General features: G+C 70.3%; 10 protein-coding genes. 9 read left to right on the top strand and 1 reads right to left on the bottom strand.

Annotated elements, in window-relative coordinates; genetic code table 11:
- Positions 1–536 precede the first annotated feature (536 nt).
- Complete coding sequence (locus Q7A36_RS36305; RefSeq protein WP_305108679.1) at positions 537–1,175, bottom strand: hypothetical protein; 639 nt, start codon at positions 1,173–1,175, stop codon at positions 537–539.
- Positions 1,176–1,541: 366 nt separating this feature from the next.
- Here Q7A36_RS36305 and Q7A36_RS36300 point away from each other — a divergent pair, with 366 nt between their 5' ends.
- The 9 genes from Q7A36_RS36300 (at position 1,542) to Q7A36_RS36265 (ending at position 9,199) form a co-directional block, all read left to right on the top strand.
- Positions 1,542–2,162, top strand: coding sequence for a hypothetical protein (locus Q7A36_RS36300; protein ID WP_305108678.1), 621 nt, complete (start codon positions 1,542–1,544; stop codon positions 2,160–2,162).
- Positions 2,159–2,485 (top strand): hypothetical protein, encoded by a 327-nt coding sequence (locus Q7A36_RS36295; RefSeq protein WP_305108677.1) that lies wholly within the window; start codon positions 2,159–2,161, stop codon positions 2,483–2,485. The genes Q7A36_RS36300 and Q7A36_RS36295 overlap by 4 nt, the downstream gene beginning before the upstream one ends.
- A 5-nt stretch (positions 2,486–2,490) precedes the next feature.
- Positions 2,491–3,777 carry a phage major capsid protein gene (locus Q7A36_RS36290; protein ID WP_305108676.1) on the top strand — a complete coding sequence of 429 codons (1,287 nt, stop codon included), beginning with the start codon at positions 2,491–2,493 and terminating at the stop codon, positions 3,775–3,777.
- Between the two features lies 1 nt (position 3,778).
- A complete protein-coding gene (locus Q7A36_RS36285) occupies positions 3,779–4,321 on the top strand; it encodes an HK97 family phage prohead protease (protein ID WP_305108675.1) in 543 nt (180 codons plus the stop codon).
- 59 nt (positions 4,322–4,380) lie between these two features.
- A complete protein-coding gene (locus Q7A36_RS36280; RefSeq protein ID WP_305108674.1) occupies positions 4,381–5,505 on the top strand; it encodes a phage portal protein in 1,125 nt (374 codons plus the stop codon).
- A gap of 454 nt (positions 5,506–5,959) precedes the next feature.
- Positions 5,960–6,874 (top strand): helix-turn-helix domain-containing protein, encoded by a 915-nt coding sequence (locus Q7A36_RS41860; protein ID WP_370655772.1) that lies wholly within the window; start codon positions 5,960–5,962, stop codon positions 6,872–6,874.
- Positions 6,875–7,783: 909 nt separating this feature from the next.
- The gene (locus Q7A36_RS36275; protein WP_305108673.1) at positions 7,784–8,176 is read left to right on the top strand and encodes a hypothetical protein; all 393 of its coding nucleotides are present in this window, start codon (positions 7,784–7,786) and stop codon (positions 8,174–8,176) included.
- A 52-nt stretch (positions 8,177–8,228) separates the two neighbouring features.
- Positions 8,229–8,411 carry a hypothetical protein gene (locus tag Q7A36_RS36270; protein ID WP_305108672.1) on the top strand — a complete coding sequence of 61 codons (183 nt, stop codon included), beginning with the start codon at positions 8,229–8,231 and terminating at the stop codon, positions 8,409–8,411.
- 173 nt (positions 8,412–8,584) lie between these two features.
- A complete protein-coding gene (locus Q7A36_RS36265) occupies positions 8,585–9,199 on the top strand; it encodes a hypothetical protein (protein WP_305108671.1) in 615 nt (204 codons plus the stop codon).
- Positions 9,200–9,318 lie beyond the last annotated feature (119 nt).

Here is a 9,318-nt window from a genome sequence, read left to right as displayed (position 1 = left end):
CGCGATGGCCTGCATGCGACCGGCAAGGCCGCGTAGACGGGCGGCCGCAGCGGCATCGCCCGTCCCGGCGGCCCGCTCGCGGGCTTCGGCGCAGGTGATGAGACGGGCGGCGTGCTGGCGCATTCGTTCGACTGTCATGGCGAGGCAACGCCTGTGAGATGCAGGGGGTCCCTCCGCCGGTTTTTCCATAACGGCTGTTATCCGGCAGCGAAACAAGTATCCGGCAAGTCGCCACAAGCGCAGGTGCCGCACCTCCCGGCGGCAACTGCCGCCCGGCAGTATTCGCCGCAATTCCGTTCCGGCCGTGGCGGGGCGCGATACTTCGGCGGCATGCTGTTCAGCCGCGTAGCCTATTGCAGCGCACGCCGAAGCATCTTCGCGGCGCCACGCGGGGCTGCTGGTCTAGTATCTCTGCACAGAGGTTTTGACCGCTTGCCGGATCGCTTCTCCGGACTCACGGTCCTACGCCACCTTGGTTCGGGCGCGGGTAGGCTCCTCCGAGTAGCTGGTTGGGGCGAAAGGCGGGCCTTTCGGGCCTACTTGCCGTCGCCCCGTCGCAGCACGCCCTGCTGCATTGTCCGGCGCATCTCCTCGACAATGCCGCGCTGCTCCTGAGCCGCGGCGCGCTCAGCCTCAGCTTCAGCCCGGAGCCGTTCGGCCTCGGCGCGACTCAACTCGGTTAGTCGGCGGACCTCCTCGGTCAAGCGGCGCGTCTCCTCGCGGGCCTCACGCACCTCCTCGCGGGCCTCACGCACCTCCTCCGCCGCCGTCCGCGCGTCCTCGGCAGCGGACCGGACAGTTTCGGCCACCTCGCGTATCTCCTCGCTGGTGCGGCGCCCCTCCTCCGAGACGACCCGATCCTCCTCAGCGGCTCTACGGCCGGTCTCGGCGGAGGCCTGCTGCTTGGCGGCGTCCTCGCGGCGGACCTCAGCTGCCTCGCGCCGTGCCTCGGCTTGGCGCGGATCAGGGTCTGCGCCGTCATGTTTTGGGCCGCCCCCTGACTGGTTCTCCGACACGGGCTTGCCTCCATCCACCGAAGGGCCTTCCGAGATCAAGCGGTTCGACTGTGCCAGTGTGATCTCGCTGCGAGCAATGCGCTGTTGGCTTATGGCAAGGCGCTCCCGCACCCGCGCGAGCAAGGCTTGAACGGTATTCAGCTTTGCGTCGATGTCCATGGAATGTGCCACCGACCGCGTCCTCAACCGCCGTCCCACCTGCCTGACAACGCCCCGACCGGTGAGCCTTTGCAGGTCCCATGAGAAATGGGCGCGGAGCCCAAATCAGGGGGGCGGCTGGACGGTCCGTGCTGCCGCCATCCAACCGGTCAAAATCACTGCCGAGGTACTAGTCGGCAGCAAGCACCGCACCGCGTCGGAAATAGCCACAGAAAACCTCCGAATATCCGATATCCTCGGAATACATGATCGGAACGAGCGACAACTTAGTTGTCATTTGCGAAAACTGCCTTGAAACATGAGAAACTTTAGGTTGAAAACCCCCTTTGCTTGAGGCTTCATCACCGCAACGGAGCGGTGATGAGCATGGCAACCGTGGTGGATTTGGTCGCAGCCTGGAGCCGGACCAGCGGGGACAACCTGCCGAGCGTGCGCGCGGTGGCGCGCGAGCTGATCATCGCCGGGGTCCTGCCCAAGGCCTCCGGCCGGCGATTTCCGGAAATGCAGCCGGAGCACATCGTGCGGCTGGCCTTCGCGCTCTACGGCGCGCGCCGCATCGTCGGCGCCGTCGCCGCTGCCCGCACCCTGTGGAACCTGCCGCTGGACGGCACCCCGCCCCGGCATCGGTCGCTGGAGCGCGCGGACGGCAGCTTCGCCGCGGCGCCGCCTGCCGGCGAGACCCTGACGATGCTGCTGGCCGAGCACGCGGTGCTGGCAGAGCGCGGCGAAGGCCGATCCTCGCGGCTGATCGGCGCGACGGTGGAGGTGTGCGCGACCTGGCCCGAGGTGGTGATCACGCTGCCTGCGCCAGGCGGCACGGCGCTGTTCTTCGAGCCGCCCGCCCCCGCCTTCGATGAGGACGGCGAGCCGCGCGACGGGCTCCGGCTGCCGCATCTGCCGAACCGCCGAACCATCATCCCCGGCAACGTCTTCGCGTCTGTCCTGGCCTCTCTGTCGGCAGCGGATCGCGCGCGCCGGGCCGCATGAGCCCGAGCCCGGTCTTCAGCATTCAAAAGCTGGAGCTGCACACGCCGCCGACCCCGCTCGAGCGCGGTGGCGAGGTGCTGGCGAGCATGACGCTGGCCTACGGCGCCTTGACGGTGGCGGGCGCGGCCCTGGCGCGCGGTGCCGGCGGCCCGTTTCTGATGTTCCCACGCCTCGGTAGCCGCCGCCGCGTGGTGGTGCGCTGCGCCGACACCAAGGCGCAGCTTCTTCGCGCGGCCCTGGCCGCATATCGGGCGCTCGCTGAGTGCCATTCCGCTGTACCGGCCGGTCGCGACGGCTCCCCCATGATGACGGAGCGACCCTAATGACAATGCGAGAGCTGCTGGAGCGCCGTGCCGCCCTGGCCGCCGAGATGCGCGGCTTGCTGAATGCCCCGGCCGGTGACGGCGGCAACCTCTCGGCCGAGCAGGAAGCGCGCTTTACCGCGCTGAAGGCCGAGGCCGACACCCTGGAGCAGCGCGTCCAGCGCCAGGCGACGGTGGATGAGATGGAGCGCCGCGCGGCCGCGCAGCCGATCGGCGGCACGGGCGACCGCAACCTGGACCGCGAACTCCGGGGCTTTAGCCTGGTGCGCGCCATCGCGGGCCAGGTGCCGGGCCTCAACGTGGATGCCGGCCGCGAGCGCGAGCTGTCGCAGGAGCTGGCGCGCCGTGCCGGCCGGCCGTTCCAGGGCATCGCCGTGCCTATGGCGGTTTTCCAAGAGCCTATGGAGCGACGCGTGGTCACGAGCGCCGCGCCGGTGGGCGGGCCGGGCGGCAACCTGATTGCGACCGACCTCGACGGGTCGCAGTACATCGACCGGCTCCGCAATGCGACCGTCGTGCGCCGGCTGGGCGCGCGCATGATCACGGGCCTTGTCGGCAATCTCGACATTCCGAAGCTGAAGGCGAGCGCGACCGTTGGCTGGGTCGCGGAGAATGCCCCGCTGACGGCGAGCGATCCGCAGTACGCGAAGACGGCTTTCCGCCCGAAGCACGCGGGCGCCATCGTGGAGCTGTCGCGCAACCTGCTGATGCAGGCCTCGCCCGACGTGGAGCAGCTTGTCCGCGCCGACTTCGCGGCGCTGCTGGCCGAGGCGCTGGACGCTGCGGCGCTGAAGGGCACCGGCGCTGGCAATGACCCGACGGGCATCCTGAATGCCAGTGGCGTCGGCAGCGTCGTCATGGGCACGAACGGCGGCGCGCTGACCTATGACGCCGTAGCCGACCTCATGGGCCAGGTGGAGGATGCCAACGGTGCCGGCGATGCCATGGCCTTTGTCAGCAACACGAAGGTCAAGCGTGCCGCGGCGAAGTTGAAGACATCGCAGAACGAGCCGCTGGGCCTCGACGTGGTGTTCCAGAACATGCCGCGCGCCTTCACCAACTCCGTGCCGAGCAACCTGACCAAGGGCACCGGCACGAACCTCTCCGCCCTGATCTTCGGCAACTGGTCGGACCTGATCCTGGCCGTGTGGTCGGAGTTCGAGCTGACGATCAATCCGTTTGAAAGCACGGCCTACAGCAAGGGCAACGTGCAGGTGCGCGGCATGATGACGTGCGACGTTGCGCCGCGTCACGCCGAGAGCTTCGCGGCCATCCAAGACATCGTGGCGTGACGTGACCGCGGTACGCTTCGCGGATGGGCTGGAGCGGCGCGCGGCCCTGGAGCTGCGCGCTGCCGGGCGGCGGCTGGAGGGCTACGCCGCCGCCTTCAACTCGCCCGCCAACATCGGCGGCTTCACGGAAGTCGTCCTGCCAGGCGCCTTCGCCGCGACCCTGACAGCCCGGCGCGACGTGTTGGCGCTGGTGGACCATGACCCGTCGCGGCTGCTGGCGCGCACCGGCTCCGGCACGCTGCGGCTGGCCGAGGATGCGCGCGGGCTGCGCTTCGAGCTCGACGTGCCCGACACGGGGCTTGGCCGCGACGTGCTGGCCCTGGCCGAGCGCGGCGACCTGGGCGGCATGAGCTTCGGCTTCCGGGTGGTGGATGAGCGGTGGCCCGCGGCGAACCGGCGCGAGCTGCGCGCGGTGGAACTGGTGGAGGTGAGCGTGGTGCAGGCCTTCCCGGCATACGCCGCCACCAGCATCTCCGCCCGGGCGCGCGGTGCCGGCCTGGAGGCCTCCGCCCGCCTCCGCCGGCTGTGGGTGGAGACGCTGTGATGCGCGACTTCCTCGCCCGCGTGCTTCGCCGCGCGGCGCCGGTGCCGGAGGTGCGCGGCATGGGCCTGGGCGGCAACTCCGCCTTCACCCGCGGCCCGACCGCAGCCGGGCAACTTGTGAATGCGCGGATTGCCGAGAACCTGGCGACCGTGACGGCGTGTGTCGATGCCGTGGCCTCCAGCATGGCGAGCCTGCCGCCGCGGCTGTACCGCCGCGTGCCTGGTGGCCGGCAGGAAGTCATGGACCATCCGGTGGCCGCACTACTGCGCCGGCCCTCGCAGCGCCAAACCTGGCCCGACCTGGTGCAGTGGCTGATGAGCCAGGTGCTCCTCCACGGCAATGCGCTCGCCGTGGTGGAGCATGACGGCGCCGGCCGCCCGACTGGCTTGGTGCCGGTGCCGTGGCAGAACGTCGCCCCCATGCTGCTGCCAAGCGGCCGGCTGGCCCATGACGTGGTGGCCTACACCTCCGCGTTCGGCGGCACCGGCTTGCCGCGCCGCTACCTGGACGGCGAGGTGTTCCACCTCCGCGACCGCTCCGACGACGGGCTGTTGGGTCGATCGCGGCTGTCGCGCGCGCCGGAGGTGCTGGGCTGCGCCCTCGCTGTGCAGGAAGCCGCCGGCGCGATGCTTGCGAACGGCGCCAGCCTGTCGGGCGTGGTGAGTGTGGATGCGCCGCTAGACCGCGACACGGCCGCCGCCCTGCGCGAGATGGTGCAGGAGACCTATGGCGGCGCGCGGAATACGCGGCGCATCGGAGTCTTCGGCCATGGCGCCAAGTTCACGCCCATGTCCGTCTCGCCCGAGGATGCCGAGCTGCTGGCGAGCCGGCGCTTCACGGTGGAGGAGCTGGCCCGGCTGTTCGGGGTGCCGGCGCCAATTATCGGCGATCTCTCGCACGGGACTTTTTCCAACTCCGAGACGCTGATCCGCTTCTTCGCGCAAAGCACACTGACGGCCTGGTGCACCAAGTTCGAGGCCGAGTGGTCGCGGTCGGTGCTGGGCCTCAATGGCGCCGATCTGGAGCTGGAGCTGGACCTGACGGGGCTGCTGCGCGGCGATCCCGCGCAGCGGTGGCAGAGCTACGCGATAGCGGCGCAGCACAGCATCCTCGACCTCAACGAAATCCGGGAGCTGGAGGGGTTCAACCCGCGCCGGGATCCGGCCGCCGGAGGCGCGGCATGACCGGGCTGCTGAAACGGGCTGGCGCGGAATCGGCCGGCTACGTAGGCTCGACCGTCTGGCAACCGCCAGAAATGAGTGACCCCGCCCCCCAGCGGCCAAGCGAAGGGCGGGGCCTCATCCAAAGAAACCGACCGGTCCGCGAGCTGCGGATCGGAACGGGCTGTTACGACCTTATGCCGGCGCGCATGCGCCGGGCAAGGGCCGTGCCACCCGTTCCGCATTCCGAAATTCTCGGAAATCCGGCCGGCATTAGGGGACGTGACCCAATGCTGACCGCCTGGGCAATGACCGCCCGCCCGCGCCTTCCTGTCCGCATGGACCTAGCTGCCCCGTGGAGGGGCCTCCAGGGCCTCGACAGCGCCAGCCGCGCCCACCCTACCGCCCGACCCCCGCAAAGCCGCTGGCGCCTACCCGAGCCGCAGCGGCGAGGCATGTTTGTCGGGAGGGGCCGGGCATGAGCGACATGTCGCAAGAGACGCCGAAGCGGCACCCTTTCCAGCGCCTTCGGGACTTCATGCTCTCGTTGCCGGCTGATCTGATCCCTAGCGAGAGGGTGGTCGCCATCGCCCTCTTCTCTCACGCTCATGAGGACGGCGGCGGCATCTATCCCGGCATTAAAGCCCTGTGTGCGCTGACGGGCCAGCCGAAGGCCACCCTGAACCGCAACCTTCGCGCCCTAAGAGACCGCGGCATCTGTGCTGCCGACGGGTACCAAATGCACAAGAACAGCCGGCCCACCCGGCGCCGCCGGCTGGAGCTCGACACCCTCCAGTCGCCCCCTACCGGGCCGCGCGCGACACTGCCGCCCGAACCATTCGTGGCACCGCCGCCGGCACAGCCCGAGCCGCCCGCGGCAGCCGGGCAAAGTCCCACCAGTGAGACTTTGCAGAGTCTCACTGGTGAGACTCTGCGGAGTCCCACCAGTGAGACCCAAAGGAGAGAGAGGAAGATAAAAGAAAGAAGCCCCTCACTTCGTTCGGGGGTGCAGGGGGGGCAGACGCCTGTCGGCGCTCCCCCCCCGCAACCCCCCGCACTGAGGCCCCCAAGGCGAACGAGGCGAACGGAGCTTCCAGAAGGGTGGCATCCCGGTCCCGACGGCATCGCCTTCGCCCTGGAGCGGGGCGTGGAGCCAGAGGAGCTGCTGGAGCGGTTCCGAACCTGGGGGCGCGGGGAAGCCAGACGAAAGGCCGACTGGGACGCGACCTGGCAGGGCTGGTGCCTCGAAGAGGTGAGACGCCGCAATCGCCCGTGGACAGCCCCGAAGCCGAGCAAGCTGGCCGGCTACCCCGGCTTGGCCGCGTGCTGGATGCCGGGCCCGCCAATGCAGCCCTACGACTTCGACGGGGTAGCGACGGAGGTCACGCCATGACTCGTGAGGCCCGCCCCCCTGTGCCACAGCCGCGCCAGGCTCCGAGCCGAGCGCCAGGCCGGGTGCCATCGCTGCTGCCGCCCGATGCCCCCCTTCCGCCGCGAGTTGCTAATGCTGTCACCCTGCTGACGAGCGACGAATGCAAGTGGCACGAGAAGGAGCGGTACACCCCGCCGCCTCTGACCGACGCTGAGCGTGCTGCGGCCAAGCAGGAAGCCGACCGGCTGGAAGCGCTGCTGATGGAGCCAGTGACCGGGCCGCGGATCATGGCTTGGCTGTTGCCAATCGCTGCTGCGGTGAGAAATCCGCCGGCTGCCGAGGACCTGCCGGTGATCGCCTACGCATGGGCGGAGATGCTGGGCGATCTACCTGCCGCGTGCTTCACGGCAGAGTCGCGCCGGCTGGTGCGATCCGAGTTCTGGATTTCAGCGGAAGACGCGCGCCGCGTGCTGGAGCCGATCAGCCAGCGATGGACCGCGCGATGGCAGGCGTTGTGGCTGCTGAGCCGTCCACCGGTTCCGACACCCGCGCCGCAGCGCAGCGCCGCCAGGGATGCGGGCTATACCGCGGCCGAGGTGGAGAGCTTGGTTGCGCGCTATGCGGCACGGCCAAGCGACCCGATGGCGCAGGCGCAGGCCCGCACCCTGTTCCTCGACCTCGCCAAGCAAGGCAATCCGCTGCTGGAACGCGCAGACCTCATGGCGCCGCTGCGTGAGATGGGAGGCACAAAGCTTCGGGACACGCTGCGGGAGCACGCGGTACACGCCGAGCAACGCGCGCGAGAGGACGACGGCGCGGCTGCGAGGGCGGCAGCGGTGTTCCGAGCGCAGCTTGAGGCCTGGGCACCCGCACCGGAGCCGGAGCCGGCTGCCCTCGTGACCACCACTGGCCGAGGAACTGGAGCTGCTGATGAGGGTGCCGGCGGCGATGCAGCGGGCGGTAGCAATCCGCGACCGCGTGCTGCCGGTGATCCTGGCCCGCGGCGAGCTGGTGAAGCTGGCCGGTCCCGAGGCCCGAGCGGTAGAGCTGGCGGCCGGGCCCGGCCTGACCTTCCGGCTGCGAACCCCCTACGCGTCCCGCCACCACGGCTGGAGGCTGCCGGTGCCGCCGCCATGGCTGCGGCCGGGTCAGCCTGCACCGCTGTCCTGGAGCCTGGAGGCCGAGGCGGCCGGCCGCCTGATGCTGAGCCTGGCCTGGGCGGCGGACGACGCTGCGCGGCGGCTGGAGGCCCTTCTCCCTGGCCCCTGGCAGGCGGAGGCCCTGACGCTGGAAATCTCTCAGGGCTGGGGGTCGGCACCGTGAGGGGTGCTTTCGCGTGCAGAGCCGCGAATAGAAGTCTGGGAGGGGTGAAGCCATGACCGACTGGCTGAAGCCCGCTCCGCTGCGTCTCCAGGGGGCCACGGCGGAGGACTTCGTCCCCTTCGCTGCGCCTGTGCTGGAGCGCTGGACCGGGCATCTAGAGGCCTGGCAGCCGGCACCGGTGCTGCCCCGCCCTGCCGCCGAGACGCCGCGACGGAAGCCCCGGCAGGCCCCCTAGCAGCCTGGCGCCCGTGATCGTCCGTTGGCGGTCACGGCTGCCCGTGAGCGACAACGGGCTTGTCACGCGCCAATGAAGTTGGCACTCGTTAGCGGTCCGCTTTCCTAGCCGTTTGGGAACAATGGCTTATGGGGCGTCCCGTGAGCGCTAACGCGAGCTTGCCGTGATGCGTCGTGAGTGATCACGACCGCAAGCCCCTGTCTGACAAGGATCGGCAGAGCCGCTACCGCGAGGCCCGGCAGGCCGATGGGCTGCAACGAGTCTCCGGCTGGGTGCCGAGGGAGCGGGCCAAGGATGCCCGTGAGCTGCTGGCCGGATTGGCGGCTGGCCGCAACGAGCTGCTGCCGAGCGCGGTGGCGGAGCGGGAGGAGGAGCTGGCCCGCCTCCGGCTGCGCATGGCCGAGCTGGAGGTGCAGGCCGCCGAGGGCCGGGCGCGCGAGGCGGAGCTGCGGACCGAGCTTGAGCGCGGCCGGGCCAGGGTGGCGGAGCTCCAGGCTGCGGCCGAGCTGGAGGTGAGCCGGGCAGCGGCCAGGCTGGCGGAGGCGGAAGCCGCAGCGCGGACGGAGGTGGCGGAGGCTACTGCCAGGGCCGCCGTGCACGAGGCTGAGCGTGAGGCTGCCAGGATGGCCGCGGCTGCTGCTGAGGGCGAGGCGAGGGCGGCCGAGCATCGGGCCGAGCAGGCCGAGGCTCGCGCCGCGCGCACTGAGGCTGAGCTTGCCGGCTGGAGCGCAGGCAACCCTTTTGGCCGCGCTTGGCGGGCGATGTTCTGGAAGCGGGGGCGGCCGTGACCGAGGCCGAGCTATTGGGCGCGCGGCCGCCACCGTTGCATGTTCAGGGCTTCGGCCTGCGCCGCGGCGGTTTGTTGCCGCAGCGGCGATTGCTGCTGCTGGATGGCTTCAGCCTGGGC

Source organism: Paracraurococcus lichenis (assembly GCF_030657435.1).
Classification (GTDB): Bacteria; Pseudomonadota; Alphaproteobacteria; order Acetobacterales; family Acetobacteraceae; genus Paracraurococcus; species Paracraurococcus lichenis.
This window is presented reverse-complemented; position numbering and strand designations above follow the sequence as displayed.